Origin of the sequence: Kribbella sp. NPDC050470 (assembly GCF_044458365.1) — a bacterium.
In the GTDB taxonomy this organism is placed as follows: Bacteria; Actinomycetota; Actinomycetes; order Propionibacteriales; family Kribbellaceae; genus Kribbella.
In genome coordinates, this window is sequence record NZ_JBITHV010000012.1 from 241,948 (window position 1) to 268,737 (window position 26,790).

At 69.7% G+C, this 26,790-nt stretch carries 23 protein-coding genes; 9 read left to right on the top strand and 14 right to left on the bottom strand.

Annotation, left to right across the window (positions count from 1 at the left end):
* The first annotated feature begins 25 nt into the window (after window positions 1-25).
* The 4 genes from ACIBGM_RS34730 (at window position 26) to ACIBGM_RS34745 (ending at window position 4,465) form a co-directional block, all read left to right on the top strand.
* The gene (locus ACIBGM_RS34730; RefSeq protein ID WP_396387939.1) at window positions 26-1,066 is read left to right on the top strand and encodes a hypothetical protein; all 1,041 of its coding nucleotides are present in this window, start codon (window positions 26-28) and stop codon (window positions 1,064-1,066) included.
* 218 nt (window positions 1,067-1,284) lie between these two features.
* Window positions 1,285-2,646, top strand: a complete 1,362-nt coding sequence (locus tag ACIBGM_RS34735; protein ID WP_360535305.1) for an extracellular solute-binding protein — start codon at window positions 1,285-1,287, stop codon at window positions 2,644-2,646.
* A 53-nt stretch (window positions 2,647-2,699) separates the two neighbouring features.
* Window positions 2,700-3,641, top strand: coding sequence for a sugar ABC transporter permease (locus ACIBGM_RS34740; RefSeq protein ID WP_360535307.1), 942 nt, complete (start codon window positions 2,700-2,702; stop codon window positions 3,639-3,641).
* The gene (locus ACIBGM_RS34745) at window positions 3,638-4,465 is read left to right on the top strand and encodes a carbohydrate ABC transporter permease (protein ID WP_360535309.1); all 828 of its coding nucleotides are present in this window, start codon (window positions 3,638-3,640) and stop codon (window positions 4,463-4,465) included. Before ACIBGM_RS34740 ends, ACIBGM_RS34745 begins: the two co-directional genes overlap by 4 nt.
* A gap of 220 nt (window positions 4,466-4,685) precedes the next feature.
* Here the strand turns inward: ACIBGM_RS34745 and ACIBGM_RS34750 are convergent, their stop codons facing one another.
* Window positions 4,686-5,351: a hypothetical protein gene (locus ACIBGM_RS34750; protein ID WP_396387940.1), complete on the bottom strand. Its 666-nt coding sequence runs from the start codon at window positions 5,349-5,351 to the stop codon at window positions 4,686-4,688.
* Between the two features lie 159 nt (window positions 5,352-5,510).
* On the opposite strand from ACIBGM_RS34750, the gene ACIBGM_RS34755 reads away from it, so the two are divergent.
* Window positions 5,511-5,936, top strand: a complete 426-nt coding sequence (locus tag ACIBGM_RS34755) for a CBS domain-containing protein (RefSeq protein ID WP_360535313.1) — start codon at window positions 5,511-5,513, stop codon at window positions 5,934-5,936.
* On the opposite strand, the gene ACIBGM_RS34760 is transcribed toward ACIBGM_RS34755, so the two are convergent.
* From ACIBGM_RS34760 to ACIBGM_RS34770, 3 genes are read right to left on the bottom strand one after another with little or no spacing between them, the layout of a single operon-like run.
* Window positions 5,933-6,295, bottom strand: a complete 363-nt coding sequence (locus ACIBGM_RS34760) for a DUF4190 domain-containing protein (RefSeq protein ID WP_360535315.1) — start codon at window positions 6,293-6,295, stop codon at window positions 5,933-5,935. The two genes, ACIBGM_RS34755 and ACIBGM_RS34760, sit on opposite strands and share 4 nt — an antisense overlap.
* 53 nt (window positions 6,296-6,348) lie before the next feature.
* The gene (locus ACIBGM_RS34765) at window positions 6,349-7,698 is read right to left on the bottom strand and encodes a pitrilysin family protein (protein WP_360535317.1); all 1,350 of its coding nucleotides are present in this window, start codon (window positions 7,696-7,698) and stop codon (window positions 6,349-6,351) included.
* Window positions 7,695-8,981 (bottom strand): pitrilysin family protein, encoded by a 1,287-nt coding sequence (locus tag ACIBGM_RS34770; protein WP_360535319.1) that lies wholly within the window; start codon window positions 8,979-8,981, stop codon window positions 7,695-7,697. Before ACIBGM_RS34770 ends, ACIBGM_RS34765 begins: the two co-directional genes overlap by 4 nt.
* A gap of 114 nt (window positions 8,982-9,095) precedes the next feature.
* Between ACIBGM_RS34770 and ACIBGM_RS34775 the strand changes: the two genes are divergently transcribed.
* Complete coding sequence (locus ACIBGM_RS34775) at window positions 9,096-9,443, top strand: YciI family protein (protein ID WP_360535321.1); 348 nt, start codon at window positions 9,096-9,098, stop codon at window positions 9,441-9,443.
* Window positions 9,436-10,656 carry an RNA polymerase sigma factor gene (locus tag ACIBGM_RS34780; protein ID WP_396387941.1) on the top strand — a complete coding sequence of 407 codons (1,221 nt, stop codon included), beginning with the start codon at window positions 9,436-9,438 and terminating at the stop codon, window positions 10,654-10,656. The genes ACIBGM_RS34775 and ACIBGM_RS34780 overlap by 8 nt, the downstream gene beginning before the upstream one ends.
* Here the strand turns inward: ACIBGM_RS34780 and hisN are convergent.
* On the bottom strand, window positions 10,640-11,419 hold the full coding sequence (gene hisN, locus ACIBGM_RS34785; protein WP_396387942.1) for a histidinol-phosphatase: 780 nt from the start codon (window positions 11,417-11,419) through the stop codon (window positions 10,640-10,642). The two genes, ACIBGM_RS34780 and hisN, sit on opposite strands and share 17 nt — an antisense overlap.
* Window positions 11,420-11,563: 144 nt before the next feature.
* On the opposite strand from hisN, the gene ACIBGM_RS34790 reads away from it, so the two are divergent.
* Window positions 11,564-12,055, top strand: coding sequence for a DUF2231 domain-containing protein (locus tag ACIBGM_RS34790; protein ID WP_396387943.1), 492 nt, complete (start codon window positions 11,564-11,566; stop codon window positions 12,053-12,055).
* Here ACIBGM_RS34790 and rsgA read toward each other — a convergent pair.
* The 4 genes from rsgA to ACIBGM_RS34810 all read right to left on the bottom strand — a co-directional run bounded on the left by rsgA (window position 12,048) and on the right by ACIBGM_RS34810 (window position 17,068).
* A complete protein-coding gene (gene rsgA, locus ACIBGM_RS34795; protein ID WP_396387944.1) occupies window positions 12,048-13,058 on the bottom strand; it encodes a ribosome small subunit-dependent GTPase A in 1,011 nt (336 codons plus the stop codon). The two genes, ACIBGM_RS34790 and rsgA, sit on opposite strands and share 8 nt — an antisense overlap.
* Complete coding sequence (gene aroA / locus ACIBGM_RS34800; protein ID WP_396387945.1) at window positions 13,058-14,326, bottom strand: 3-phosphoshikimate 1-carboxyvinyltransferase; 1,269 nt, start codon at window positions 14,324-14,326, stop codon at window positions 13,058-13,060. Before aroA ends, rsgA begins: the two co-directional genes overlap by 1 nt.
* 639 nt (window positions 14,327-14,965) lie before the next feature.
* A complete protein-coding gene (locus tag ACIBGM_RS34805; protein WP_360535334.1) occupies window positions 14,966-15,538 on the bottom strand; it encodes a DoxX family protein in 573 nt (190 codons plus the stop codon).
* A gap of 762 nt (window positions 15,539-16,300) precedes the next feature.
* A complete protein-coding gene (locus tag ACIBGM_RS34810) occupies window positions 16,301-17,068 on the bottom strand; it encodes a DsbA family oxidoreductase (RefSeq protein WP_396387946.1) in 768 nt (255 codons plus the stop codon).
* Between the two features lie 69 nt (window positions 17,069-17,137).
* On the opposite strand from ACIBGM_RS34810, the gene ACIBGM_RS34815 reads away from it, so the two are divergent.
* Window positions 17,138-17,980, top strand: a complete 843-nt coding sequence (locus tag ACIBGM_RS34815; RefSeq protein WP_396387947.1) for an aminoglycoside phosphotransferase family protein — start codon at window positions 17,138-17,140, stop codon at window positions 17,978-17,980.
* Window positions 17,981-18,031: 51 nt separating this feature from the next.
* On the opposite strand, the gene ACIBGM_RS34820 is transcribed toward ACIBGM_RS34815, so the two are convergent.
* From ACIBGM_RS34820 to ACIBGM_RS34840, 5 genes are all read right to left on the bottom strand, one after another.
* Window positions 18,032-18,736, bottom strand: coding sequence for an alpha/beta hydrolase (locus ACIBGM_RS34820; RefSeq protein ID WP_360535341.1), 705 nt, complete (start codon window positions 18,734-18,736; stop codon window positions 18,032-18,034).
* Window positions 18,737-18,863: 127 nt separating this feature from the next.
* Window positions 18,864-21,452 carry an ATP-binding protein gene (locus ACIBGM_RS34825; RefSeq protein ID WP_396387948.1) on the bottom strand — a complete coding sequence of 863 codons (2,589 nt, stop codon included), beginning with the start codon at window positions 21,450-21,452 and terminating at the stop codon, window positions 18,864-18,866.
* 13 nt (window positions 21,453-21,465) lie between these two features.
* On the bottom strand, window positions 21,466-22,704 hold the full coding sequence (locus ACIBGM_RS34830; protein ID WP_396387949.1) for an ArgE/DapE family deacylase: 1,239 nt from the start codon (window positions 22,702-22,704) through the stop codon (window positions 21,466-21,468).
* 62 nt (window positions 22,705-22,766) lie between these two features.
* The gene (gene aspS, locus ACIBGM_RS34835) at window positions 22,767-24,056 is read right to left on the bottom strand and encodes an aspartate--tRNA(Asn) ligase (RefSeq protein WP_396387950.1); all 1,290 of its coding nucleotides are present in this window, start codon (window positions 24,054-24,056) and stop codon (window positions 22,767-22,769) included.
* A 248-nt stretch (window positions 24,057-24,304) separates the two neighbouring features.
* Window positions 24,305-26,545 (bottom strand): sigma-70 family RNA polymerase sigma factor, encoded by a 2,241-nt coding sequence (locus ACIBGM_RS34840; RefSeq protein ID WP_396387951.1) that lies wholly within the window; start codon window positions 26,543-26,545, stop codon window positions 24,305-24,307.
* Between the last annotated feature and the right edge of the window lie 245 nt (window positions 26,546-26,790).

Here is a 26,790-nt window from a genome sequence, read left to right on the forward strand (position 1 = left end):
ATTCGGTTTACAAGGAGTCCCCATCATGTCCGCTCAGCTGACCGGGCACCACGAGCAAGCGCCCGAACACACCCCCGAACACGCCGCCGACAACCGTCAGCGACCGCCTGTAGTCGTCATCATCACGCTGCTGACCGCACTGCTTACCGTGCTACTGATCGCGTTCGCCTGGCCGGCCGCGCGGTCCGAACCGCGGGACGTCCCCCTCGCGGTGGCCGGACCTCCGCAGGCTGTTGCCCAGGTGGAGAAGGGTCTCGAGCAGGCGATGCCGGGTGGCTTCGAGATCACCGCCGTACCGGATCGGGCTGCAGCCGTGCAGCTGATCGAGGATCGGGACGTGTACGGCGCCATCGTGCTCGACCCGCAGCAGCCCGAGGTGCTGACCGCTTCCGCCGGCAGTCCTGCGGTCGCGCAGATCCTCACGCAACTCTCGACCCGGTTGTCGCCCGAGGCGCCGGCCAAGGTGACGGACGTCGTACCGCTGCCGGCGGACGACCCGCGGGGTGCCGGTCTGGCTGCGGGCGCGCTGCCGCTGGTGCTCGGCGGGATCATCGCCGCAGCGTTGTTGACTCAACTGGTCAAGACCGGGTCCCGGCGGATGGTTGGGGCGATCGGGTTCGCGATCACGGGTGGGCTGGCGCTGGCCGCCGTACTGCAGTTCTGGCTGGGGTCGTTCGAGGGCAGCTACTGGGGGAATGCGGGCGTGATCGCGCTGTCGATCGGCGCGGTGAGCCTCACGCTGCTCGGGCTCGAATGGTTGTTCGGCCGGGCAGGGCTCGCTCTCGGGGCGGCCGTGATGATGCTGCTCGGCAACCCGCTGTCCGGGCTGACGAGTGCGCCGGAGATGCTGCCGAGCGGTTGGGGTGCGCTGGGGCAGCTGCTGCCTCCGGGAGCCGCGGGTACGGCGCTTCGTTCGGTGAGCTTCTTCGACGGCGCCGGAGCCGGGCAGCCCCTCGTCGTACTGGGGTGCTGGCTGGCCGCCGGACTGGTCCTTTGCGCACTCGGCGCACTCAAGTCACAACGCGTCGTACACCCTCGCCACGAGGCGAATCCGGCTACTGCCTGAATGTCATGACAACGCGGTGACCGGATTGTTACCTGCCGGTCACCGCGTGCTGGCGTTCGGACCGGGACAACGTTGTCTGTCAAGCATTGACTTCGGCCGCCTCGGCCTCCTACGGTCGCAAAAAGCCCAGCGGGTTTGGGTCGTGGTACCGGGATGACAACGATTGCCCGAAGGTGGACGTGATGGTGACAAGGAAACGTTTCAAAGCAGCTGCCGCAGTGAGTGCGCTGCTGCTGGCGGTCTCGGCCTGCAGCCAGGGGTCGACGACGAAGGAGCCGGAGGCGGGTGGCTCGCAGAGCGCCGGCCCGGCGAACATCAAGATCGCGTACCAGCAGTGGGGCCCGGGCACGGTGATGAAGAACTTCCTCGCCGGCGTCAAGACCGAGTACGAGTCGGCCAACCCCGGTTCCACCGTCGAGATCCTGCCCATCGTGGCCAGTGAGAACGACTACTACACCAAGCTGCAGCTGATGATGCGGTCGCCGAACACGGCGCCGGACGTGGTCTACGAGGACACGTTCCTGATCAACTCCGACATCACTGCCGGCTACCTGCGGCCGCTGGACGACTACATCAAGAACTGGGACCAGTGGGGCCAGTTCGAGGACACCGCCAAGGGCGCGGCCAAGGCGCTCGACGGCAAGACGTACGGCGTCCCGGACGGCACCGACACGCGGGCCCTCTGGTACAACAAGCAGCTGTTCGCGAAGGCCGGCCTGCCCGCCGATTGGCAGCCGAAGACCTGGGACGACGTCCTCAGCGCGGCCCGGACCATCAAGGAGAAGGTCCCCGGTGTCATCCCGCTGAACGTGTACTCGGGCAAGCCGATGGGTGAGGCCTCGGCCATGCAGGGCTTCGAGATGTTGCTGTACGGCACCAAGGACTCGCTGTACAACAACGACCAGCAGAAGTGGGTCGTCGGCAGCCAGGGCTTCAAGGACTCGCTGAACTTCATCAAGACCATCTACTCCGAGGGCCTTGCGCCGACGCCGAAGCAGGCGCTCGACCCGAACATGGGCAGCAAGGTCGGCACCGAGCTGCTGCCGGGCGGCAAGCTGGCGATCGCGCTGGACGGCTCCTGGATCTACGGCAACTGGCAGAAGACCGGCGCCAAGCCGTGGCCGCAGTGGAGCGAGGTGCTCGGCCAGACCGCGATGCCGACGCAGGACGGCGGCGGCAAGGGCAAGGTCAGCCTCTCCGGCGGCTGGACCTGGGCGATCCCGGCCAAGTCGAAGAACCCGGACGCGGCCTGGAACCTGATCAAGACGCTGCAGACCCAGAAGAACGCGGCGAAGTACGCCACCGAGGGCGCGCAGATCGCCGTACGTAAGGACGTCGCGTCCGACGAGACCTACAAGTCGTCCGCGAAGAGCACGCAGTTCTTCACGGACCTGGTGTCGGTCACCGTGTACCGGCCGGCGTACGCCGAGTACCCGAAGGTCTCCAACGAGATCATCACCGCGATGGAGGCGGTGATGACCGGGCAGTCCACACCGGACGAGGCCGCCAAGAACTATGACGAAGCCGTCGAAGGCATCGTCAGCAAGGACAAGACGACCACGGACAGCGGCGGGCAGTAGCCCCCGTCTGAGCCCCCGTCAACTAGCCCCCGGCTGACGAAGGATCCCTCCCTGTGACGACGACAGTCGCTCCCGCGGCGGCCAAGCCCGCTCCGTCCGGCAAGAAGTCCGGGCCGAGCGGGCGGCCGCGCGCCGCCAAGCTGTTCAGGATGTTGCCGCTGACACCGGCGATCGGGTTGATGCTGGTCTTCCTGGCCGGCCCGATCATCTACTGCCTGTACGCCGCGTTCACCAACATGGCGCTCACCGGCACCGGTGCGGCCGAGGTCAGGTTCGTCGGCCTCGACAACTTCCGCAAGGCGTTCGGCAGCGGCGCCTTCACCAACGCGATCTGGCTGACCCTGGTGTTCACGCTGATCTCCGCGATCATCGGCCAGAACACCCTGGGTCTCGGCCTGGCCCTGCTGATGCGCCGGTCCACCAAGCTGGTTCGCAACTTCGTCGGTACGGCGGTCATCGGAGCCTGGGTGCTGCCCGAAGTCGTGGCGGCGTACCTGCTCAGCGCGTTCTTCAACGACGAGGGCACGCTGAACGTGATGCTGCACGCGGTCGGCCTGCCCGGCCAGGACTGGTTGTACGCGGCACCGATCATCGCGGTGTCACTCGCCAACATCTGGCGCGGTACGGCGTTCTCGATGCTGGTCTACTCGGCCGCGCTCAGCGAGATCCCCAAGGAGATCGAGGAATCCGCCGAGATGGACGGCGCCCGCGGCGGCCGGCGGCTGCTGTGGGTCACGCTGCCGATGATCAGCCGGGCGATCATGACCAACCTGATGCTGATCACGCTGCAGACGCTGAGCGTGTTCGGCCTCATCTACGCAATGACCCGCGGCGGGCCCGGCACCAAGAGCCAGACGCTGCCGCTGTACATGTACGAGCAGGCGTTCAGCTTCTCCCAGATCGGCTACGGCACAGCGATCGCCCTGGTGATGCTGGCGATCGGCGCGGTCTTCTCGCTGATCTACCTGCGTGGACTGAGTTCGGAGGCCGCATGATTGCCCGCGACCGGATCAGCAAGCTGTCCGCCAACCTGATCCTGTTGGCGATCGGCGTGCTGTTCGTCCTGCCGCTGCTGTGGGTGCTGTTCGCGTCGATCAACCGGACCGCCGGTCTGCGGGTCGAGTTCCCGACGAACCCGACCCTCGGCAACTTCAAGGCGGTCCTCAACACCGACACGACGTACCGGCCGGTGCTGAACGGCGTGGTGCTGTGCGGTGGTGCTGCACTGCTCACGATGGTCTGTGCGGTGCTGGCGGCGTACCCGCTGTCGAGGTTCAAGTCGAAATTCAACCGGCCGTTCCTGCTCACCGTGCTGTTCTGCACCGGGTTGCCGATCACCGCGGTCATGGTGCCGGTGTACGGCCTGTTCGTGCAGCTCAACCTGGTCGACACGATCGGCGGCACGATCATGTTCATGGCGACCTCTTCGCTGCCCTTTGCGATCTGGTTGACGAAGACGTTCATGGACGGGGTGCCGCTGTCTCTCGAGGAAGCTGCGTGGGTGGATGGCGCGAGTAACATGCAGGCGCTGCGGCGGATCGTGCTGCCGTTGATGTGGCCGGGGATCGCGGTCGTGATGATTTTCACCTTCATCGGCATGTGGGGGAACTTCTTCGTCCCGTTCATGCTGCTGCTGTCGCCTGAGCGGCTGCCGGCCTCGGTCAGCATCTTCACCTTCTTCGGCCAGTATGGCGAACCCAACTACGGCCAGCTGGCCGCCTACTCGTTGATCTACACGACTCCTGTGTTGCTGCTGTATCTGCTGCTGAGTCGCAAGCTGGGCGGCGCGTTCGCGCTCGGCGGCGCGATCAAGGGCTAGTACGGCGGGACGACCAAAGGACGCCGCCGCGGCGGTCAAAGGACACCGCTTCGCGGCGGCAGTCCTATTGGCCGCCTCCGGCGGCATGCGCGGATCGCGGTGACGGGTCGGCCTGGTCGGCGCCGGGCCAACGCGCCGAGCGGCCACCGAGTCGTGGATTTCGGTCGTGAACGGGACGCCAAGTGGACCAAATTCCACGATTCGGGGGGTCAGCGGCCTCCTAGCGGGCGGTCAGGGATTGGTGGGTTTGTTGCCAGAAGGTGAGTTTTTGGGGGAAGGGCCAGTCCCACTGGTAGTCGGGGGCGGCGTTGGCGAAGCGGGAGAGGGCGGTGGGGACAAGGGGGGTGGCGGCTGGGGCGGCGTCCAGTACGACGGCCAGGCGGATGGTGAAGGTGGTCAGTCTGGTGAGGCGGGCGTGGTCGGTCGAGGTTTCGATGTCCTTGAGTTGGCCGCGGAGTTGTTTGATGGTGCGTACGGCGGCGCGGTGTTCGGAGCGGTCTGGTGGGGTGATCTCGTCGGTGGGGATGCCGAGGAGTTCGGCCAGCGGGGCATCGGGAGTGGCGGCGGTGGGCTTGCGCAGGAGGCCGGGTTTGTCGGCCTGGAGGCGGTCGGCGATCTGGTTGAGCAGTTCGTCGAGGCCGCGGACGACCGCGGGTAGTGCGAGGTCGGCGGTTTTGCGGCGGTTGGTGGCGAGGGCGGTGACGCGTTCGTGTTCGGCCTCGACCGTCGTACGCAGTGGCTGCGGCCAGTCGTCGAGCCCGGCCAGCTCCTCCTTGGGGGCAGCCGAGGTGTTGAGATCACCTGCATTCAGGGGCTTGGCGCCGGCGAGTGCCGCGGCGATCTCCTCGCCGATCTTCTTCTGCGGACCCGGAACGATTGAGCTCACCTTTCCACCCTACGCACCCAAGAGGTTGGATACGGAGAGTGATCATGTGAAGGGGTTCACGCAGTACGAGCTGTCACAAGCTGTGATCGTTGAGGGCTGCCGCTGGGGCTGGGATTTCGCTACCTTGGGGTATTGGTCCCTCGATTTGCAGGAGGCTCCGTGAAGATCAAGGACGTACTGCGCGGCAAGGGCAATCAGGTCGTCACCATCTCCCCAGAAGCCACTGTCACTGAACTGCTCGCCCTGCTGGCCGACCACAACATCGGCGCCGTGGTCGTGAGTCCGGACGGGTCCTCCGTGGCCGGCATCGTCTCCGAGCGCGACATCGTGCGGCTGTGGAACGGCACCCCGGACGCGGGAGATGTCCGGGTCAGCTCGATCATGACGTCCGAGGTCGCCACCTGCAGCCCGGACGAGCACATCGACAACCTGATGCGGCTGATGACCGATCGCCGGATCCGGCACGTGCCGGTCGTCGTCGACGGTGCGTTGGTCGGCCTGGTCAGCATCGGTGACGTGGTCAAGTCCCGGATCGGCGAACTCGAATTCGAACGCGAGCAACTCTCGAACTACATCACCCGTTAGACGGCGAGCGCGAGAACCACCATCGCCACGATGAACAGCAGGCCGATGGCGAGCAGGGCCGTGCCGATCAGGCCGCAGATCTGCCCGGCCTGCGCCATTCCACGGTTGTTGTAGACGCCCGGCGACGCGTCGATCTCGGCGAGTGCCTGGCTGCCCAGCCACCAGGCGACCGGCGAGACGATCAGCAGACCGGTGCAGAGCGCGATCGCACCGAGCACGAGAGCGACGGTGGCCTGCGAGTGGTCGCGCAGGACGCCGTACGCCGGTTGGTCCGGGAAGCCCGGCTGGAGCGGGTACGACGGGGACCAGAAGGTGTGGGTGCGGTCGGTCGCGTCGGTCGGCCGCTCGGTGAACGACATGGTCTTGCTCCTCTGCTCAGAACCCAGGCGCTGAGCAGAGGAGCGCGGCGCTCTCAGCCCAGTTCGATCAGGTCGCCCAGCGCGAGCTCGGTGAGCTGCGGCCGGACGTCCTTCGCTTCCCCTACGACGACGACCAGCAGGCCGTCGGTTCCGACATACCGCCGGTAGGCCTCGGTGGCGTCCTCTGCGGTGGTGGCGGCGATCTGGGCCAGGTAGGTGTCGGCGAAGCCGATCGGGACCCCGTTCGCGATGTTGCTGCCGACCTGCTGGGCGATCGAGTCGGCCTGCTCGTACCGCAGTGGGGCGGTCCGGATCAGGCTGTCCTTCGCCTCCTGGACCTCCTGCTCGGTCAGCCCGTTGCGGGCCTCCCGGAGGATCCGGAGCGCGTCGCTGATCGCGGCGCCGGTCACCTCGGTGCGTACGGCGCCACCCAGGCTGAACGTGCCGCCCTTGCGCGGAGCCGCGAAGCTCGTCCGGGTGCCGTAGGTGTAGCCCTTCTCCTCGCGCAGCACGGTGTCGACGCGGGACGTGATCGTGCCGCCGACCACGTGGTTCGCGACGGCGGCCGCCCCCCAGGCGGGGTCACGACGGTCCGGGCCGGCACAGCCGATCAGCAGCTGGCTCTGGACGGAGCCCGGCCGGTCGACCAGGACGACGCGGTCGCCCGGGATGTAGATCGGCTCGGGCGTCTCCAGCGCGGGACCGGAGGCAGAGGTCCAGCCGCCGAACGCCTCGTCGATGATGCCGGCCACGTCCACACCGGTCGCGTCACCCGCGAACAGGATCTGCGCGCGGCCCGGGCCGATGTTGTCCCGGTAGAACTCGGCCACCTGGACGTTCGTCAGCGGCCGGATCGTGTCCGGCGTCCCGGCGGTTGGGCGCGAGCGCCGGGTCGCGTTGTCGAACAGGTTGGCCGCGAACGCCTCGCGGGCCCGGTAGCCGGCGTTCGCCCGCTCCTGGTTGATCTCGCCGAGCCGGATCGTCACGTGCCGGCCGACGTCGGCCTGGTTGAACGCGGGCCGGGTGATCGCCTCGGCCAGCAGCTGCACCGCCGGGGCCAGGTGCGACACCGGCACCGAGATCTCCACGTGCAACGCGTCTGAGCTCACGTCGACGCCGTACGCCGCTCCGTGCCGCTCCAGCGCCGCCGCGAAGTCGTTGGCCGATCGCAGCTCGGTGCCCTCGTCGAGGGTCCGGGACATGATCGTCGCGACGCCTTCCAGCTCGCGCGGCTCGGCGATCAGCGGCATCGCGATCGTGACCCGGACGGTGGCGACGTACTGACCCGGGCGGTCGAAGACGTGCACCGGGGTCCCGGCGGCGGTCGTCGTCGTGGTCGCTTCCGGGAACTTCCAGGGGCGTTGCGCGCCGACGGCCGGCGGGGTGGTCAGAACCTGGTTCATGCGTTCTCTCCTGCCGACTCGGTACGGCGGTACGTCACCTGGGCGCGCCCGGACGCGCGGATCCACTTCGAGGCCGCAGCCTGGACCTGGTCGGTGGTGATCGCCTTGACCTGGTCGATCCGGGTGTTGATCCGGCTCGGGTCGCCGAACAGCAGGGCGTGGTGCGAGATCTCGTCGGCCCGGCCGGCGCAGGTCGCCAGCTGCTCCAGCCAGTCCCGCTCGGCCTGTGCCTGCACGGTGGCCAGCTCGTCCTCGGTGATGCCGTTCTCGGCGAGCTTCTCGATCTCCTCGAGCAGCGCGTCCTCGACCTTCTGCAGGTCCACGCCGTCCGAGGCGATCCCGGTCAGCGTGCCGAACGAGACGCCGCCGATCAGCGGCAGCGCGCCGCCGGACACCGACTGCGCGATCTGCTCGTCGCGGACCAGCCGGCGGTTCAGGCGACCGCTCTGGCCGGCGGCGAGGATGTCGAGCGCGAGGCCGGCCGCGTCCAGCTCCGGCGTGCCGTCGACCGGTAGCCGGAACATCATCGTGACCAGGTCGGACGGTACGTCGGAGACCACGTCGTCACGCAGCACCTCGGTCAGCGGGCCGATCGTGCCGTCCGGTGCGGCCGGCGGCTTCGGGATGGCCGGCAGGTGGCCGAAGTACCGCTTGACGGCGTCGAAGGCGTCCTCCTCCGCGACGTCGCCGACGATCGTCAGGACGGCGTTGTTCGGGCCGTAGTACTGCCGGAAGAACGCGTGCACGTCCTCGACCGACGCGGCGTCGAGGTCGGCCATCGAGCCGATCGTCATGTGCGCGTACGGATGTCCCTCGGGGAAGGACAGCTTGACCAGCCGCTCGTAGGAGTCGCCGTACGGGCGGTTGTCGTAGCTCTGCCGCTTCTCTTCCTTGACCACGTCGCGCTGGTTGTCCAGGTTCTCCTGGTTGACCGCGTCGAGCAGGTAGCCCATCCGGTCGGCCTCGAGCCACAGCGCCAGGTCGAGACCGCCGCTGGGCAGCGACTCGAAGTAGTTCGTCCGGTCGAAGAAGGTGCTCGCGTTCAGGCTGGCGCCGGCGGTCTCCAGCAGGCTGAAGTGCTGCCCGGACGCCACGTTGCGTGACCCCTGGAACATCAGGTGCTCGAACAGGTGCGCGAACCCGGTCAGCCCCTCCGGCTCGTGCCGCGAGCCCACGTCGTACCAGAGGTTCACGGCGACGATCGGGACTGCGCGGTCGGAGCTGACGACGACGCGGAGGCCGTTGTCGAGCGTCTGCTCCGCGATGGGGTAGGTCAAGGGCATGCCAGCCACCCTACGTGGTCCGGAAATTCTCCGCGTCGGATGTCGATCTCGCCGGTGTCCGCGCATCGGGTTGGTAGATGCTGGATTCCGACCTGCACAGGAGAGGTGACATCGGTGGGCAAGTACCTGGTGATGATCTACGACAACGAGGCGATGTGGGCGGCGGCCGGGCCGGAGGTGGCGGAGGCGAACCACCAGCGGCACCAGGCGTTCGCGGCGGCCAACGGCGCGGCGCTGCGCGGCGGCGCGCAGCTCGGTGAGAGCGACACCGCGACCTCGATCCGCTCCGACGGCAACGGCGGGTACGTCGTCACCGACGGGACGTTCGTGGAGACGAAGGAAGTGATGGGCGGCTACTACCTGATCGAGGCGGCCGACCTGGACGAGGCGCTGGAGATCGCCAAGCAGGTGCCGGCGCCGATGGGCGGCGTCGAGGTCCGGCCGATCGTCAACGGTGGCTGACTCTGTCGCCCAGGCCGTGGCGGAGGCTCACTCGTCGGAGTGGGCCTTCGTCCTGGCCGCGACGGCCCGGGTCGCGGCCGATCTCGACCTGGCCGAGGACTGTGTCCAGGACGCGTACGCGCAGGCGTTGGTGCACTGGAAGGAACAGGGTGTGCCGCGCCGGCCGGGAGCCTGGCTGACGACTGTCGCCACGCGGCGGGCGCTGGAGCTGCGCCGGCGGGCGTCGGTGGCCGAGCGGAAGCTGCCGTTGCTGGTGACTGACCCGATCGAGGACTCCGGCGCCGAGGTGTTCCCGGACGACCGGTTGCGGCTGGTATTCACCTGTTGCCACCCGGCGCTGGCGCAGGAGGCGCAGATCGCGCTCACGCTGCGGCTGGTGTGCGGGTTGTCGTCGGCGGAGATCGCGAAGGCGTTCCTGGTCAAGGAGACCGCGATGCAGGCCCGGATCACGCGGGCCAAGCACAAGATCTCCCGGTCCGGGATTCCCTACCGAGTGCCTCGGCTGACCGATCTGCCGGAGCGCACCGACGCGGTGCTGGACGTCGTACACCTGGTCTACACCGCGGGGCACACAGCTGCGGATGGTGCTGAGCTGTCGCGGCCGGACCTGGCCCGGCGGGGTATCGACCTCGCTCGGATGGTGCGGCTGCTGCTACCGGACAGTGGGGAGGCGACGGCGCTGCTCGCGTTGCTGCTGCTGACGCAGGCGCGGCAGACAGCACGGGTGGACGCTGCCGGTCAGCTGGTGTTGATGGAAGACCAGGACCGTTCGCTGTGGGATCGAGAACTGATCTCGGAGGGTCTCGGGTTGGTGCGCGAGGCATTGGGGTGGCCGGCTGGGCGGTTCGGGTTGATGGCGGCCATTGCTGCGGTGCATGCCGAGGCAGAGCGATGGGAGGACACGGACTGGCCCGAGATCCTGGGGCTGTACGACCTGCTGCTCGCACGCTGGCCGTCTCCGGTGGTTGCGCTCAACCGGGTGGTGGCGCTCAGCTATGTCGACGGGCCCGCTGCCGGGTTGCGGGCGCTGTCGGACTTGGCCGACGATCCCGCGTTGGCGACGTACCCGTATCTCGCGTCCACTCGCGCCGAGCTGCTGTGGCGGTGCGGCCGGGTCGCGGAGGCGCGAGCGGCCTACCAGGAGGCCTTGGCGTTCACGAGCAATGCCGTGGAGGCGGAGTTCCTGGTACGGCGGATCAGTCGAGGCGCTTGAGGACCTCGTCGTGCAGGCGGCCGTTGGTGGCCACGGCGTTGGGTCCGTTCGGGCCGGGGACGCCGTCGACCGAGGTGAACTTGCCGCCGGCCTCCTCGACGATGATCGCGAGGGCGGCCATGTCGTACAGGTTGAGCTCGGGCTCGGCGGCGATGTCGACGGCGCCCTCCGCGACCAGCATGTAGGACCAGAAGTCGCCGTACGCGCGGGTCCGCCAGCAGGAGTCCATCAGGTCGGCCCACTGGTTCTTCTTGCCGAGCTTCTCCCAGCCCTTGAGCGACGCGTACGACAGCGAGGCGTCCTCGATCTTGCTCACGTCGCTGACCCGGCACGGCTGCGAGGAGTGCAGGGCGCGGCCGGTCCAGGCGCCGTCGCCGTACGACGCCCACCAGCGCTTCCCGAGGGCGGGAGCCGACACCACCCCGACGACCACCTGGTCCTCGATCATCAGGCTGATCAGCGTCGCCCAGACCGGGACGCCGCGGATGTAGTTCTTGGTGCCGTCGATCGGGTCGACCACCCAGCGCCGTACTCCCCAGCCGGAGGTGCCGTCCTCTTCGCCCACGAACGCGTCCCGCGGGCGGGCCCGGGCCAGCGTCTTGCGCATCACGTCCTCGACCTTCTGGTCCGACTCGCTCACCGGGGTCAGGTCCGGCTTGGTGGCCACGTGCAGGTCGAGCGCCTTGTAGCGGTCCATCGTGGTCGAGTCCGCGTCGTCGGCCAGGATGTGGGCGAGCCGCAGGTCATCCGTGTGCGAAGGCATGCCGGAAGGCTAGCCTGAACCCCCGCTCAGCGGACCAGATGTCCGCAAAGGTTGCGGAACGGTTGCGGCACGCATTGAACCGAATCGAGTCGTTGAACGTGCAGTTAGTGTCTGATCACGTTCACGACTGCCATGGAGGCGTCAATGTTCGAGCGCTTCGGGGACCTGCCGCTGCACGTGCTGGTGATCCACGCTGCGGTCGTCGTTCTGCCGGTGGCCGCCCTCACCCTGATCGCGTTCGCGGTGTTGCCACGCTGGCGCTGGCTGCTTCGCTGGCCGGCGCTGCTGCTCGGGCTCGGTGCGCTGGTGCTCGCCTACGTCGCGAAGGAGAGCGGGGAGGCGTTCGTCGCCGCAGTGCCGACGCTGGAGCAGGCAGTGCGGGTGCACGAGGAGCGGGGCGATCTGCTGTTCTGGTTCTGCCTGGTGTTCGCCGTGGTTTCGGTGGCTGCGGTACTGCTGCTCGGCGGGCCGTCCGCGCTGGCCAGCGGAAAGGGTGCCAAGGCAACCAAGAGCAAGCCGCTCGAGTTGGTCACCAGCGCTGCCGTCGTGGTCATCGGCGTACTCGTCATCTACCAAACCATCCGCACCGGCGACGCCGGCGCCAAAGCAGTCTGGGACGGGCAGCTTCCTAAGTAGCCTCGGGGACCGCCGGGGGAGCATCCCGGCTTTCTCGGCCTTCGCGGCCTTCGCGGCTAGCCAGGAGGCGGCGGAAGGAGGCGATGCGGGCTGGGTCCACGTCCTTGGCTTCGTCCAGGGCGCAGTCGGGGGCGGACTCGGTGTGGGTGCAGCCGCGCGGGCAGTCTTTGGCGATCTCGGCAAGGTCGGGGAAGGCGTGGATCAGGTGGTCGGGGTCGACATGGGCCAGGCCGAACGAGCGGATGCCGGGGGTGTCGATCAGCCAGCCACCGTCGGGGAGGCGCAGTACCTGGGCGTTCGTCGAGGTGTGGCGGCCGCGGCCGGTGACCTCGTTGACGACGCCGATGGCGCGGTCGGCTCCGGGGATCAGCGCGTTGACCAGCGTGGACTTGCCGACGCCGGAGTGCCCGACGAGCACGCTGGCGCGGTCGTGGAGCTGCTCGCGGAGCTCGCTCAGGTCGCCGTTCTGGTGCGTTGCCACCGACTCGACCCCGAGCGGGCGGTAGATCGAGAGCAGCGGGCTCGGGTCGGCGAGGTCGGTCTTGGTGAGGCAGAGCAGCGGCCGCATCCCGGCGTCGTACGCGGCCACCAGGAAGCGGTCGATCAGGCCGGTCCGCGGCTCGGGGTTCGCGACGGCGACCACGATCACGAGTTGCTCCGCGTTCGCGACCAGCGGGCGCTCGACCGGGTCGTCGTCATCGGCCGACCTGCGCAGCAGCGTCGTCCGCGGAAGCACCTCGACGATCCGGGCCAGCGTCCCCTCGTCGCCACTCGCGTCGCCGTCGAGCTTGACCCGGTCGCCGACGATCACGCCCTTGCGGCCGAGTTGCCGGGCCTTCATCGCGGTGACCTGGCGGTCGTCGACCCAGCAGGTGTAGCGGCCGCGGTCGCGGGTGATCACGAAGCCGATGACGGCGTCGTCGTACGAGGGGCGGTCCTTGGTCCGCGGCCGGGTCCGGCGCTTCGGCCGGTCGTACCGGGCCTCCTCGTCGTACCGCGACATCAGCTGGCGAGCTCCGACCAGAGTTCGGGGAACTCGGGCAGCGTCTTCGCCGTGGTCCCGATGTTCTCGATCCGCAGGCCGTCGACGAGCAGGCCGAGTACGGCGGCCGCGTGCGCCATCCGGTGGTCGTGGTACGTGCCGAAAAGCCCACCGTGCAAGGGCTTCGGCCGGATCTCCAGGCCGTCCGCGGTCTGCGTCACGTCGCCGCCGAGCGCGTTGAGCTCCCGCTCGAGCGCCGCCAGCCGGTCCGTCTCGTGGTTGCGCAGATGCGCGATCCCGCGCAGGTACGACGGTCCGTCGGCCAACGCAGCCACCGCCGCGATGACCGGTGAGAGCTCACCGACCTCGCCCAGATCGAGGTCGACCCCCTGCACCCGGCCGGTCCCGCGCACGGTCAGACCCTCGTCCGTACGGGTCGCCTCGGCGCCGAAGCGGGTGAAGATCTCGGGCAGCTGACCGCCCGGCTGGGTGGTCCGCTCCGGCCAGGCGGTCACGGTCACCTCGCCACCGGTGAGTACGGCGGCGGCCAGGAACGGCGCGGCGTTCGACAGGTCCGGCTCGATCGCGGTGTCCGTCGCCCGAATGGGGCCGGGGGCAACGACCCAGCGGTTCGGTTCGCTGTCGTCGACCTGGACGCCGCGTTCGCGCAGCATCCCGACCGACATGTCCAGGTGCGGCTGGGACGGCACCGGCTTCCCGTCGTGGCGGACGTCGACGCCCTCGTCGTACCGGGCGCCGGCGAGCAGCAGAGCGGAGACGAACTGGCTCGAGCCGGACGCGTCCAGCGTGACCTTGCCGCCGCGGACCGAGCCCGCGCCGGACACCGAGTACGGCATCCGGCCGGTGCCGTTGTCGTCGATCTGGACGCCGAGCGTGCGCAGGGCGGTCAGGATGACGTTCATCGGCCGCTCCCGCGCGTACGGGTCGCCGTCGAACTCGACCACACCGTCGGCCAGCGCGGCCACCGGCGGGACGAACCGCATGACGGTGCCGGCCAGGCCGCAGTCCACGCTCGCCGGGCCCTTGAGCGAGCCGGGGGTCACGGTGACCGTGCCGCCGTTCTCGGTGATGCCTACGCCGAGCGAGACCAGGGCGGACCGCATCAGCATGGTGTCGCGGGCCGCGAGCAGGCCGGTCAGATGCGAGGGGCCGTCCGCGATCGCGGCGAGGATGAGCGCACGGTTACTGATCGACTTCGATCCGGGCACCGTGACCCGGCCGGTGACCGGTCCCTCAGCCCGCGGCGCCGCCCAGCCCTGCTCGCTCATCCCACTCCTTCGGCTCGATTCCCTGCCCCGAGCCTAGGGCATGAGCGTCACCCCACCCCCATCCTTCTGAAACCAAGAGCGCGAGGGGTTTCGGCGTCCCGCCCAGCGCCGGCGGCGGGAGCGCGCCGGGGAACCTGAAGTCGAGCACCTGGATCTCGTCCCGGGTGCTCCCCGGCTGTCCGCTGCCGGCTGGGGTAGCTCTTGTCGGCGAGCATCATCGGCTTCAGGTCCACCACATGCCAGCCGCGGCCGTCCCACGACCCGCTGACCGTTGCCGGCCGGGGTAGTTCTTGTCGGCGAGCGTGATCGACTTCAGGTCCACCACCTGTCAGGCGCTGCCGTCCCACGACCGCTGACCGTTGCTGGCTGGGGTGGTTCTTGTCGGCGAGCGTGACCGGCTTCAGGTCCACCACCTGTCAGGCGCGGCCGTCTCACCACCATGGACCGTCGTCACTGGCCCAGGACAGCAGGTCGCCGTCGGGCTGAGACGTCCCGGGCAAACCGGAGGTCGCCGGCCACGACCCCAGGGCGGACCCGCAGCGACGAGAGCACCTGGCCCGGTCGTCCTTCGGGCGAGTACGTGGGCACCGTCACAGCGTCGAGCTGCGTCCGGTCAGGTAAGCGTCGAGCTGCGTCCGGTCAGGTGAGCTCCGCCTTCGCGAGCCGGGCCGCCTGCTTGGCCTCGTGGGCGAGCTGCTTCGCCTCACGCTTGGCTGCCTTCGCCCCGCGCTTGGTCTCGCGCTTGGCCGCCCGGGCCCCATGCGACGCCCGCCAGGCGAGCCCCGGCTGACCCTCGGTGTCGACCGCCGCGAGCAACAGGCCGCCGAGCAAACCGAGGTTCTTCATGAACTGGACTCGCTGCGCGGCGCGTGTCTCCTTGTCCTTCACCTGCCAGAACGGATGCCCCGCGACGGTAACCGGCAGCAGCGTGGTCGCCAGCGTCGCGGCACCGAGCCGACGGCCCTTGCCGGTCGCCAACGCGAGACCGCCGAGCACCTGGACGGCACCGTTCAGGCGAACCAGGTTGACCGTGGTCTCCGGGATCCGGTCGCCGACCTGCGGCGGGGCGACCCGCTTCACCATCGGCACCAGACGGTCAGTCACCGGCTGGGCCTTGGGCACCAGCGGCTCGGGGTTGCGGATCGAGTTCGCACCCTGCACGACGAAGATCATGGACAGCAACGGCCTGGCCAGTGCGCGCACGACAGTCATGCCTCCTTCATACACCACGTTCCGAATGACTCCCGGTACCCACGGCAAACACCCCCACCCCCACCCCCACCCACCCGACGCGTCGTCCCCCGAAATCCCCAACGGGCAACCCCCGACCTCAGCAGACATCCCTCCGGCTCGGGGCTTCTCCGCCCGGCGCAGGGGTTCTCCGGTCGAGTACGAGGGGAGAACCCGTGCTTCGAGGGGATATCCACCGAGCTGAGGGGTTGCCCACCGAGATTCTCAAGGGCCAACCCCCGAGTTGAGTGGATATCCCTCGGGATCGGGGGTTCTCCGTCCGGCTCGGGGGTTCGCCGCTCGGCGCGGGGGTTCTCTCCCCGGCTCGGTGGTTCTCAGGTCGACTCGGGGATTCTCCAGTCGGGTGAGAGGGGAGCACCCGTGCTTCGAGGGGATATCCACCGAGGTGAGGGGTTGCCCACCGAGGTTCTCAGGGGGCAACCCCCGAGTTCAGTGGATGTCCCTCGGGATCGGGGGTTCTCTGCCCGGCTCGGGCGTTCGCCACTCGGCTCGGGGGTTCTCCGGTCGGGTACGAGGGGAGAGCCCGTGCTTCGAGGGGATATCCACCGAGGTGAGGGGTTGCCCACTGAGAATCTCAGGGGGCAACCCCCGAGTTCAGTGGATATCCCTCGGGCTCGGGGGTTGTCCGCCCGGATCTGGGGTTCTCCGGTCGGGTTGGGGGTTGTCCGGGTGCGTGCGAGGGGAGGGCCTGGACTTCGCGGGGAGATCCGCTTGGAGGGTGGGTTAGATGGGGCAGCCGTCGGGGCCGCAGGTGGGATCGTCGGGGGTGGTGGAGGTGGTGCCGGGGGTGGGGCCGGAGGCGGAGGTGGTGGCCGGGGCGCTGATCAGGGTTACGGGGGTGCGGTCGGCGGTGGCTCGGCGGAGGGCTTCCTGGAAGACCTCGACGGGCTGGGCTCCGCTGACGCCGTACTTTTCGTCGATGACGAAGAACGGGACGCCGTTGGCGCCGTAGGCGAGTGCCTGGGCCTGGTCGGCGGCTACCTCTTCGGCGTACGTCGTACTGGCCAGGACGGCTGTGACACGTTCGGCGGGTAGGCCGACCTCCGTCGCCAGGCTCGTCAGGGTGGCGTGGTCGCCGACCGGGAGGCCGTCGGTGAAGTAGGCCTTGAGCAGGCGCTCCTTGAGGCGGTCCTGGGTGTCGGCCGGAACCTGGCCGGCGTCGACCAGTTCGCGGGCGAGGTGCAGGACGCGGTGCGCGTCGACGGTGTTGGCGGACTTCGCCTGGTCGAGGTGGTAGTCCAGACCGAGCTCGGCCGCGATCTCGGTCACGTGCGCGTTGGCCTGCACGCCCCACTCGCGGCCGCGGCCGTACTTCTCGCCGAGCCGGGTCGGAAGGTCCCGGGGGTCGTCGTTGGTGGCCGACGGATCCAGCTGGAAGCTGTGCCAGACGATCTCCGCCTGCTCGCCGCTGGCGGCCAGCGCCTGCTCCAGGCGGCGCTTGCCGATGTAGCACCACGGACAGACCACGTCGGACCACACATCGATACGCATGCCCGAGGCAACCTGGCCCGATCCGGACCTATTCCCAACCAGCTCCGGATGTGACGCGTCTGACGCTCCATGGACGAAGAACTCGTGCGCGGAGCCTTGCAGGAGCAACACCCGGACCTGGCCGAGCTGCCGCTGCGGCCGGTCGTCGGCGGCTGGGGCAACCAGATGTGGCGGCTCGGAGACGAGTTGGCGGTGCGGTGGGCGCGCCAGGATGGCGCTCCGGAGCTGCTGCGGAAGGAGTACCGCTGGCTGCCGGCGCTCGCGCCGCGGCTGCCCTTGCCGGCGCCGGTGCCGCAGCGGTTCGGCGAGCCGACCGAGCGCTTCCCGCACACCTGGCTCGTCACCACCTGGGTCCACGGAGAGCCCGCGGACCATGCACCGATCACGGATCCGGCCGCGGCCGACGTACTGGCGCACTTCCTGCAGGCGCTGCACACCGAGGCGCCGGCCGATGCGCCGGTGAGCGACCGATCCGGTCTGCCGCGGGGCCTGGGCTTCGAGGAGATCCACGAGTACGTCGGCCGCCGCGACCAGATCCGCGCGGTGTGGGAGGACGCGGTGGCGGCCCCGGCGTGGGACGGACCGCCGGTATGGCTGCACGGCGACCTGCACCCGGCGAACGTGGTCGTTGCCAACGGCACACTCACCGGTGTCGTGGACTTCGGCGACGTGTGCGTCGGCGATCCGGCGACCGACCTCGCGGCCGCCTGGATCCTGCTCCCGGACGGCGCCGCCGGCCGGTTCTTCGAGCGCTACCCGGTGGACGAGGCAACGGTACGGCGAGCTCGCGGCTGGGCGGTGACCCGGGCCCTGTTCCTGATCGCGATGGGGATCAACGGCGACAAGGGCCTCCCCGGCGGCAAGCCGCACTGGGGACCAGCTGGGCAAGCGGCCCTCGACCGATTGCTGTAAGCGGGTTGTCCGGGCCGACCCCGGATGGTCGGGGTCGGCCGGCGTACTACTTCAGCGGACTGCTTGGGTGATGAGGTCGGCTACGGCCTTGGGCTGGGAGACCGAGACGGCGTGGGAGGCGTCGACCTCGATCGTGGTGGCGCCGGCGCGGGCGGCCATCGTGCGCTGGCCGTCCGGGTGGATCGCCTGGTCGCCGGTGGCCACCAGGAAGTGGACCGGCAGGCGCTTCCAGCTCGCCGGGCCGGACTTCTCCTCGAACGCGGCCGCCGCGATCGGCCGCTGGAACCGGCCGAGCAGTTCGGCGTTCGGCACGTCGGCCGCGAACAGCGCCGGGAACTTGTCCAGCGCGATGCTCAGGAACGTCTCCTCGCCACCGTCACCGGTCGGCAGGGTGTGCGGGACGAGCCCGGAGGCGAAGTCGTTGGCGGGGAAGCCGCCGATCAGGCCCTGCAGGCTCTCGCCCTCGTCGGGTGCGAAGGCGGCGACGTACACCAGCCCGGTCACGTTGTCGGCCTCGTTCGCGGCGTTGGTGATGACGGCGCCGCCGTACGAGTGCCCGACCAGGACGACCGGGCCGTCGATCTCCCGGACCAGCGCGGCCACCCGGCTGCCGTCGATCCCCGCGCCCCGCAGCTCGTTCGCCACGGCCACGGCCGGGATGCCCCGGCTGGTCAGCTCCGCGATCACCTCGGCCCACGCCGATCCATCCGCAAACGCACCGTGCACCAGGACGACGGTCGGGGTCTTGTCAGTCATGTTTCTCGATCTCCTTCGGTTGGCTTGTGTAGAAGGAAACCGCTTGGAGCCGCTCCGCCGTATCGAGCGAACAGCTGAACTTGCCACCGCCGGATCGCCCCACCCGGCGCGCGCCTGCACCCAAATCTCATGCGTTTGGGGGAGGGGTGAACCTCTCCAGCACCAGCCGGGTCAGCTGGACCCGGGAGTTGACCCCCAGCTTGCCGAACGCCGACCGCAGATGCGTCCCGACCGTGCTCGCGGACACCACGAGCTCCTCCGCCGCCGAGCGGTTCGTATGCCCCTCGGCCACCAGCAGCGCGACCCGGCGCTCCATCGGTGTGAGCGCCTCCCACCCCTCCTGCGCTCGCGGCGGTACGGCGGCCCAGCGACGTCGCCGTACTCCGGCCGCCTGCAGCCTCGCCTGGATCCGCGCAGCCGGTGCGGTCGCGCCGAGCCGGGTCAACGCGTCGAGAGCGTCCTCCAACGTCGAGATGCCGATGGAGCGGTCGCCGGTCTCGAGCTCAGCCGGGCCGTAGCGCTCCTGGGCACTCGCCAGCAGCAGCGGTCGGTGCGCCTCGCGCAGCAGCTCAGTGGCGGCCTGCAACCGCCGCAGGTCGTTGCCAGCGGCCACCAGCTCGCAAGCGCCACGGAAGGCGGCAGACGGCGTGGCAGCAGCCTGGGCTGCCAACTGCTCCCCGGCATCAGCCTGCAGTAGCACATCGGTACGCTCCGGAAAGTCGAGCGGTACGTCGTGCAGCCGCGCTGCCGCCTTGGTGTCGCCGTCGGCGATGGCAAGCAGCGCGTTGATCGTCGGATCGTGCCCGGCGAGCTCCCGGGCCTCGGTGAGGTGGCCGCGTAGCAGTGCGATCAGGGCAAGCACCTGGTGAGCCACCGGCGCTTGCGTCGAGTCGCCGAGGTCGGCCATCCAGCGCAGACCAGTCCGGGCGGCTGCCTCGGCTTGTTGCAGGTTGCCCGCCGCCAGCTCGAGCCGGGCGCGCAGTACGGCGAGCTGAGGCGCTGACCACGAGTCACCGGCGCTCAGCAACTCCCGCACGCGCTCCAACGCTGACGGGAGCTCGTCGGTCTCGGCGCGGCAGTAGAGCTCGCCCACCTCGACCAGTGTGTCCGGCAGATCCGCGCCGGCTAGTCGCGCTTCGACGTACAGGTCGCGGGCCTCGACGTACCTGCCCTCAGCCCGTGCGTGCTCGGCTGCCGCGACGTGCAGCACAGCACGTGCTACAGGGTCGTCTGCCGGGCCAGGAGCCTCTGCGCCAGCTAGGACTCGGTAGGCGGCCAAGCGCTCGGCGAGATGTGGCGCAGCGTTGTGGACGGTGAGCTCTCTGGGATCCAGGCGGCTCGCTGCCCACTGGTACGGCGCCAGCAGCAGGCGGAGTGATGCGGTGAGGTCGGGGGTGATCGGGCCGCGGTAGAGCGCCGTACCGCTCAGCAGGTCGTCGGCGAAGGCCTTGGCGCGGTCGTACTGGCGCGCTGCGAGCAGGATGCCGACCACGTCGCTGCCGACCTCGGCCCGGAGTGGCTCGTCGACCAGAGTCAGGTCGAAGGCCTCCTGGATCACCTCGGCGGCGGTGCTCGACATCGTGGCGAGCAGGTCTTGAGCCGCCTTGCGCAAGGTGCCCACAGCGGACGCGTCACCTGGTTGAGCGACGGCGATGACGTGCGGAGCCGCCGCAGCCGCCCCGCGTCCGGCGGAGATCAGCTGGTCGGCGATGGCTCCGTGCAACGCGCGCTGGGCGGACGGCGGTACGTCGGCCAACGCAGCGGACCGCAGTAGCTCGTGGCGGAACCGCAGTACCGAGCCGGTGTCGGTCAGCAGCCCAGCCTGGATGACCTCGTCCAGCGGCACCGCCAGTCTCGCCACCGGCTCGGCCATGAGTACGGCGACGTCCTCCAGCCGGAACTCGCTGCCGAACACCGCGGCGGTCCGGACAAGCGACCGGCTCTGCTCGGACAGTCCGCTGGTGCGTCGCCGTACGCCCTCGACCAGACCGGGCGGGAGCGGACCGGTCGGGGCTGCGGGGTTGTCGAGGTACAGACCGGCGATGAGCTGCTCGGCGAGGAACGGGATGCCGTGGACGCCGGCCAGTTGCACAGCGAGGGTGGGGTCGACCGGGCGCTGCAGCAGGTCGGCCGCGATGTCCTGGATGGCGTCCGGGGCCAGTGGGGTCAGGTCGACGGCGTGGACGGGGACCTGGGCGCAGACGGCGTCCGTCAGCTGGTCCGTCACGCCGCCAGGGTGCGGTCGGGTCGCGAGGATCCAGAGGAGGTTCGCGGTGGAGAGGCGGGGGATGACGACGCGCAGTACGAAGGCTGTGAGCGGGTCGGACCACTGGGCGTCGTCCAGCACGATCAGCGCGGGGCTGCCGTCGAGCCGGCGGCCGATGAGGTCGGCCAGGCGCTCAGCCAACCACAGTGGTTGCGTGTTGAGGCTTGCCAGCTCCAGGAAATGCTCTGTGTCGATCAGCGGGTGCTGACCGGCGCGGAGGGCGGGCGCGAGGGAGGCGAGCGGGCTGATGTTGTCGGTCTGCTGTGCGGCCGCGCTGGCCACGAGGAAGCCTCGGCGTTCGGCCTGCTCGACCGCTGCCCGCACCAAAGCGGACTTGCCGATGCCGGGCTCGCCGGTGACGACGGCCAGCGACGCCTGGCCGTCACCGGCCGCGCGCAGCGCCTCCAGGAGCCGTCCAAGCTCCTGTGAACGCCCCCGCAACGGTCCCATGGCCGACTTTGTATCAGCCGCAGCGCCGGAGGGCTAAGAGGGCGTAAGAGCGGGCGGCGTGCAGGACTTCGTCCAGCCGGACGTGCTCGTCGGTGGCGTGCGCGTAGCGGACGTCACCGGGGCCGTACTGCAGCGTGGGGATGCCTGCGGCGGCGTACTGACGGAGATCCGAGCCGTACGGCGCGCCCCTGACCTCGGGAGCCGGATCACCGGCCGCGTCGAGCGTGTCGGTGAGGAGCGGGTCGTCAGTCGCGAGCAGACCGGAGGCGAAGGCGCCGCCGGGCCAAGTGACCTTCACCGGGTGGTCACGGAGCCAGTCGTCCTTGGCGCACGCTTCGGCGACGGCGGACTCGAAGGCATCGCGGGCCGCGGGTAGCGATTCGCCGAGGCGTACGCCGTACCTGCCCTCAGCGATGAGTACGTCGGGGACGGTGCTGGCCCAGTCGCCGGACTGGATCGTGCCGACGGACAGCGGGTTCGCCAGCTCGAGGTGGGCGAGCAGCGGGTGTGGATCGCGGTTGCGCTCGGCCTCCAGCGCTTGCAGAGCGGCCTGGATCACGACGAACTTCTCGATCGCGCTGACTCCACGGGTCCGCGTCGAGCCGTGCGTCGCCAGGCCGGGGATCTCCAGCCGGAAGGTCAGCGACCCGGAGTTGGCCGGGATCACGCAGCCCGCGGTCGGCTCCGCGATCAGGCACGCCTCGCCGGTGTGCCCGCGGCGCAACGTCGCGAACGCCCCGAGCCCGCCGTCCTCCTCGCCGACCACGCTGTGCACCGCCAGCGGCTTTCGCAGCTGGATGCCCGAGGCAACGATCGCCGCTACCGCCCCGAGGATCGCCGCGACGCCGCCCTTCATGTCACACGTCCCGCGGCCCCACATCACCCCGTCCTCGATCCGCGCCGAGAACGGATCGCCCTCCGGCCACAGACCCGGCGGCACCACATCGACATGACCGTTGAGAATCAGCCCCGGCGTCCCCGACCCACCGAGCACCCCGACACACCCCCACGCCTGCTCCCGCTCGACCTCCATCCCCGGAAACTCCGGGTCGGCAGCCACCTCAGGCAGGTCGATCCGCCAATGATCCAACTCCAGCCCAAGCTCCCCCAACCGGCCCGCACACCACGCCTGCACGTCGCTCTCGGCCGCCGTCCCGTCAACACTCGGGATCCGCACCAACTCCCGCAGATCGTCGACAATCCGAACGTCGTCAATCGCCGCCAGCACCCGCCCCGCGTCCACACTCACCATGCGCACATCATGCATGGAGGTGCCTCCGCGGGGACGAGCTGTCCCCGCGGAGGCAACGCACATCAGGGCGTCAGGCGGTGGAGGTCGCGGGGGAAGAGGGTTACCTCGCGGATGTTCTCTGCGCCTGTCAAGCGTGCTACGAAGCGTTCCAGGCCGATGGCGAAGCCGCCGTGGGGTGGCATGCCGTGTTTGAAGGCCTGGAGGTAGGAGCTGTACGCCGGGGCGTCCGCCGACTCGCCGCGGGCTTCCAGAGCACGGACGTAGTCGGAGTACCGGTGCAGGCGCTGGCCGCCGGTGACCAACTCCATGCCTCGGAAGAGGAGGTCGAAGGAGTTGGACCAGCGCGGGTCGGACGGCTGCGGGTGGGTGTAGAACGGGCGCTTCACCATCGGGTAGCCCTCGACGGCGACGAACTCACTGCCGTGCTCACGCAGCGCCCACTCGCCGATCGCGCGCTCGTCGGCCGGTGCCAGGTCCGGCTCGTCCGGGTCCGCGCCGGCGATCTTCAGCGCCTCGCTGAAATGCAGCACCGGCACGTCGACCGGGATCTCCGGCAACGCGACCCCGAGCCGTTCCAGCGCAGCGCCGGCCCTCGAGCCCACCGAGGACAGCATCCCCGCGATCGCCGACCGCAGCATGGCGAGCACGTCGCGATGGTCCGTGATGAACCCGAACTCCGCGTCCAGCGACACGTACTCGGCCAGGTGCCGGATCGTGTCGTGCGGCTCGGCCCGGAACACCGGCCCGACCTCGAAGACCCGCTCGAACACCCCGACCATCGTCTGCTTGTAGAACTGCGGAGACTGGGCCAGGTACGCCGGCCCGCCGAAGTAGTCCAGCGCGAACACGTTGGCCCCGGACTCGGTCGCCGTACCGACGATCTTCGGCGTCTGGATCTCGGTGAAGCCCTGACCGTCCAGCGCCGTACGGAACCCGTGCAGCGCCGCCGCGGCGATCTCCCATCCGGCGCGTACGGCGGGATGCCGCAGCGCGACCGGCGCGTTGTCCAGTACGACGGGAAGCCCGGCGCCCACAGCCGGCCGCCACAACTCGATCGGCGGGGTGTGGGCGGGCTCGGTCAGCGCCTCGATCACCGGGTCGACCAGCTCGGCGCCACCCGGCGCCTGCGGGTTGGCGGCGACCGTGCCGGTCACCTGGACGACGGTCTCCTCACCGAGCTCGTCCAGCTGCGATTGGGTTTCCGGCGCCTTCACGACGATCTGGCTGAGGCCGGACCGGTCGCGCAGGATCAGGAAACTGACGGCGGCCAGCCGTCGTCTTCGGTGCACCCAGCCGGCCACCGTGACGGTCTGGCCCACTGCTGAGGGGATCTCATGGCTGAGAATGCGCATCGCTGTTGTCACCTCCAGGTCTGTTCTCGAACCCCGGAGGTGTGGGCGAAGGGGAACTCGCGGTGCCACCACACCTTCACCGGATCCGGCGGACCCGGCCTCTTGCCGTGCAGTCGCTCAGGAGTGTCTTCGCCACCGCTCCAGGTATCGCCTCACAGCAACCGGCGACTCTCTCTGACCTGGCGTACGGCGCTACTTGGTTCCGTCAGCGCGAACAGATCCAGAGTAAAGCAGCCGGCAACCCGATTTCACCGGCGGGTCGTGGACGGCGGGAGCTGGACGGTGTCGGTGTCCTCGCGGCCGCCGACCCGGGCGCGCACGGTGATCTGGTTGGCCGCGCCGGTCCCGGGCAGCCACGCGCTCCACTCGGAGTTGAACGGCTTGACGTAGTTGTCGGTCCGGCACGTGGCCCGCCGTACGTCGCTCGAGCGCGAGCACGTCCAGCCCTTGTCGAGCGCGGACAGGAACGACAGGTTGCGGCCCCACGAGATGTCCAGCGTCACCCGGCGGTTCGCGACCCCGTTCAACTTCAGGAAGCGGTTGTAGACGAACGGGTTCGGGTCGGCACCTGGCGTCGGCGTGAGGATCTGCAGCAGCGACTCGTCTGCCTGGATCCCGGCCAGCGTCTCGGAGTCGGTGTCGCTGACCAGCCCGGCCGTCGCGGCCACGGTGAACGTCCGCGCCGCGGCCGAGCCGTCCTCGGGTACGTCGAAGCTCGCCGGCAGCGGCGCCGGTTTCGCCGGGTTGGCCGCCGTACACGTCTGGGTCTTGGCGTTGCAGGTCCAGCCGGCCGGGCTCTTCGCGATCGGCCACTCGAGGGCGGCGCCGTAGCTGATCTTCAGCGTCACGCTCGGGCGATCCGTGCCGGGGGCAACGGTCAGGATGCGGTGGTGGACGTCCGGGTCGGCCTTGCCGGCGACGATCTTGAGCAGGTTCTCGTCGGTGCGCGGCGGCGCGATCAGGGTCTCGGAGTCGTCGTCGTACAGCCGGCCGGTCTTGGCCGACACGGTGAAGGTCCGGTCGGCCTGCGCTCCGCCGGTGGGGGTGTCGAAGGTGACCGGCAGCGGCTCGGGCGCGGCCGGGTTGTTCGCCGTGCACGTGCTGGTCGAGGCCGTGCAGGTCCAGCCGCGCGGGTTGCCGCTCAACGGCCAGGTCAGGGTCTTGCCGTACTTGATGCCGATGACAACGGGATTGGCGTTCTGCGCCGGCGCCTTGATGGTGATCACGAACCTGACGTCCTGCGCCTGTGCTTCGTCAGCGCCGACGGAAGGCCCGCGACCGCCCGGCGTCATGCTGATCGTCAGCAGGCCCTCGTCCAGGATCGGCGTCGTCGGCACCGGCGGTGTGGCCGAGGGAGACGTGGTCGTCGGAACGGGCGGCGTCGGAGTCGGCGTCGGCTCGGGCTCCGACGGCTCGGTGGTCGGAGCAGTCGTCGGAGCCGTGGTCGGCTGGGTCGCCGGCGGCTTCGTGGGCGACGGCTTCACCGGCGGGACCGTCGGCTGCGTGCCCGGCGGCTGCTGGGTCGGCTGCTGCGCCGGCGGGTTGCTGATCGCCGCTGGGGGAGTCTCGTCGCCGGTCAGCGCCATGGCAGCGAGTACGGCGGCCACCGCGACGACCATGACCGCTCCGGCGCCGACCGCCGTACGCGTGCTGTTCTCTGTGGCCTTCTTCCAGCCGGTGACGAAGAAGCCGACCAGACCGACCTTCGCACCGGACGCGGCAGCCAGGTAGCCGAGGCCTGCGGTGCCCAGCAGGGCCGGGGCGAGCAGCGCCGGCAGGGCGCTGTTGACCTCGACCAGCTCGAGGTAGACCGCCGTGCACTTCGCGCAGTCGTCCAGGTGCTCGCGGACGTTGCGGTTCTCCCGCTTGGTCAGGCCGCCGCGGACGTAGGCGCCGAGGCGCTCGGTCGTCCACCGGCAACGGTCGCCGGCCACGTCGGCGAGGTGCTGCTGGAGGTACGCCTGCCGTAGCCCCTCGCGGGCGCGGTAGGCGAGCGCGGAGACGCCGTTCGCGGTCAGGCCGAGCAGGGGAGCGATGGCCGCGGGCTTCTCACCCTCGACCTCGGTGTGCCAGAGCACGGCCTGCCACCGCTCGGGCAGGCTCGCGAACGCCTTGGCCGCCGCGCCGCTCTCGAAGCCGGTCACGGTCGGGTCGTTGAAGCCCTCCGGCTCCCGCTCGTACGACGCGATGTCGTCGGTCGCCTGCACCTTCCGGCCGGACCGGATCCGGTCGACGTGTACTCGCCGTACCGTCGTCAGCAGGTACGCGCGGAAGGAGATGTCCGGACCGCCGCCGGCGCGCAGCGCGTCCAGCACCTTGGCGAACGCGTCGCTGGCCAGGTCGTCGGCGTCGTTGGCCGGGACCAGCTGGCGGGCCATCCGCTCGGCCGCGTGGTGGTGCCGGCCGAACAGCTCGCCGTACGCCTCCAGGTCGCCGTTGCGGACGCGCGCGATCAACTCGGCGTCGCTCGGTCCTTCCGGCGTCTCCATCTGTCTCCCCGTGGGTGTCACGACTGTCCGTGCTGCGACGTCACCGTCCGTCACGTCGTTGCCGGGAACAAGGTTCCCACGTGAGACGCGGCGGCGCACCATTCCTGACGCGGAACTGTGCTCCTTTCCTGACGAGAGCGGTAGTCCGGAAGTTACGCGGAAAAAGTTCGGCGAATCCGCGTCATGAACCTCGGCCCCCGCTGTCTCACCTCCGGAACGACGCTTCCGGCCGACTGGTCGGGAGA

What these genes read in the sequence shown, in the direction of transcription:
- ACIBGM_RS34840 (WP_396387951.1), bottom strand. Translation starts at nt 26,545, where the DNA reads ATGGAGACGCCGGAAGGACCGAGCGACGCCGAGTTGATCGCGCGCGTC.
- rsgA (WP_396387944.1), bottom strand. Translation starts at nt 13,058, where the DNA reads ATGTCGCGGTACGACGAGGAGGCCCGGTACGACCGGCCGAAGCGCCGG.
- ACIBGM_RS34730 (WP_396387939.1), top strand. Translation starts at nt 26, where the DNA reads ATGTCCGCTCAGCTGACCGGGCACCACGAGCAAGCGCCCGAACACACC.
- ACIBGM_RS34825 (WP_396387948.1), bottom strand. Translation starts at nt 21,452, where the DNA reads ATGGGACCGTTGCGGGGGCGTTCACAGGAGCTTGGACGGCTCCTGGAG.
- aspS (WP_396387950.1), bottom strand. Translation starts at nt 24,056, where the DNA reads ATGCGCATTCTCAGCCATGAGATCCCCTCAGCAGTGGGCCAGACCGTC.
- aroA (WP_396387945.1), bottom strand. Translation starts at nt 14,326, where the DNA reads ATGAGCGAGCAGGGCTGGGCGGCGCCGCGGGCTGAGGGACCGGTCACC.
- ACIBGM_RS34815 (WP_396387947.1), top strand. Translation starts at nt 17,138, where the DNA reads ATGGACGAAGAACTCGTGCGCGGAGCCTTGCAGGAGCAACACCCGGAC.
- ACIBGM_RS34765 (WP_360535317.1), bottom strand. Translation starts at nt 7,698, where the DNA reads ATGAACCAGGTTCTGACCACCCCGCCGGCCGTCGGCGCGCAACGCCCC.
- ACIBGM_RS34820 (WP_360535341.1), bottom strand. Translation starts at nt 18,736, where the DNA reads ATGACTGACAAGACCCCGACCGTCGTCCTGGTGCACGGTGCGTTTGCG.
- ACIBGM_RS34830 (WP_396387949.1), bottom strand. Translation starts at nt 22,704, where the DNA reads ATGGTGAGTGTGGACGCGGGGCGGGTGCTGGCGGCGATTGACGACGTT.
- ACIBGM_RS34760 (WP_360535315.1), bottom strand. Translation starts at nt 6,295, where the DNA reads ATGTCGTTCACCGAGCGGCCGACCGACGCGACCGACCGCACCCACACC.
- ACIBGM_RS34805 (WP_360535334.1), bottom strand. Translation starts at nt 15,538, where the DNA reads ATGACTGTCGTGCGCGCACTGGCCAGGCCGTTGCTGTCCATGATCTTC.
- ACIBGM_RS34745 (WP_360535309.1), top strand. Translation starts at nt 3,638, where the DNA reads ATGATTGCCCGCGACCGGATCAGCAAGCTGTCCGCCAACCTGATCCTG.
- ACIBGM_RS34810 (WP_396387946.1), bottom strand. Translation starts at nt 17,068, where the DNA reads ATGCGTATCGATGTGTGGTCCGACGTGGTCTGTCCGTGGTGCTACATC.
- ACIBGM_RS34790 (WP_396387943.1), top strand. Translation starts at nt 11,564, where the DNA reads ATGTTCGAGCGCTTCGGGGACCTGCCGCTGCACGTGCTGGTGATCCAC.
- hisN (WP_396387942.1), bottom strand. Translation starts at nt 11,419, where the DNA reads ATGCCTTCGCACACGGATGACCTGCGGCTCGCCCACATCCTGGCCGAC.
- ACIBGM_RS34770 (WP_360535319.1), bottom strand. Translation starts at nt 8,981, where the DNA reads ATGCCCTTGACCTACCCCATCGCGGAGCAGACGCTCGACAACGGCCTC.